The sequence below is a fragment of the Yersinia sp. 2542 StPb PI genome (assembly GCF_048593855.1).
GTDB classification, from domain to species: Bacteria; Pseudomonadota; Gammaproteobacteria; order Enterobacterales; family Enterobacteriaceae; genus Yersinia; species Yersinia enterocolitica_E.
The window spans coordinates 1-1004 of sequence record NZ_JAZGQA010000422.1 but is presented as its reverse complement, the minus strand read 5'-3'; the positions used below and the strand labels follow the sequence as shown (position 1 = coordinate 1004).

Sequence of the window (1004 nt, the reverse complement as noted above, 5' to 3'; positions counted from 1 at the left end):
ACAAAAAACCGCATCAATACAAATGCAATAGAACCAATTAAACCAATAAAACCAAATAAAATAATTGTCAATAAACCTTTTCTACTATTTTGAAGTATTGGTTCAGATGGGACACTCTGCTGTAGAGGATCCGATGGCTCCTGCAAGTAATTAAATGTCGGGACATCTATAACAACAGGTTGTAATGCAGTTATTTTATTCAGGTAGAGCTTTTTATTCAATAAATCAGCATTAACACTTGTGAGATCAGTTATAGACCTCTCAATTTCTAACTGCCTATTTAATGCATCATAACCCATGGATATTGGATAATTATTACTACTAGCAGAAATATCAAATGCACCAATAGCTGGCTTCTGCAAACCAGCCGCTTTAGCTATCGAAGCTGCGTATTCTAATCTCTGGATTCTGATTTTATGTTCATTCTCAACCTGTTGTAAAGCTAAATTATATTCTTCAGAGGCTATCTTTTTAGCTGTATCTATGGTGAATTTAATTTGGTCATTAACATCATCATTAACTTTCCTGTTAATATAATTAACATAACCTGAGAAAATATCATTTAAACCATATTCTAAATTAGAACTATAAGTAAGAATGTAATTATCCCTAACACCACTATCCGATTTTATATTCTGGCCTTTAACCCCAGCAAAATTATTAGCGTTAATTTTCTCTTCCGACATATATTTACTCAACATATCTTTAGAAGAGTAGTATGTCCTGAAATCCATGAACAGGTCATCTGCGGTAATATTCAAATCAATATTAAGCACTGATAATGATGACTCAACAGATTCAAGCGGTTGTATCTTACCATCAGAAGTAACTGATACTATTGCATAACTAGTCCATTCTTTTGGAGAAAAAAATGCAATCCCTCCTCCCACAAGAATAAATATAGCGAATACGATAACGATCAACTTGGATGATCTAAATATTATTGAAATTATCACTATAAGGTCTACTTCTTCTTTATTTGAAGGCAATATATACTTTCCAAA

General features: G+C 32.3%; 1 protein-coding gene. It reads right to left on the bottom strand.

Annotated elements, in window-relative coordinates; translation table 11 throughout:
- A partial coding sequence (locus tag V1952_RS22055; protein WP_420075578.1) for a Wzz/FepE/Etk N-terminal domain-containing protein occupies positions 1-1004 on the bottom strand: 1004 nt, incomplete at both ends.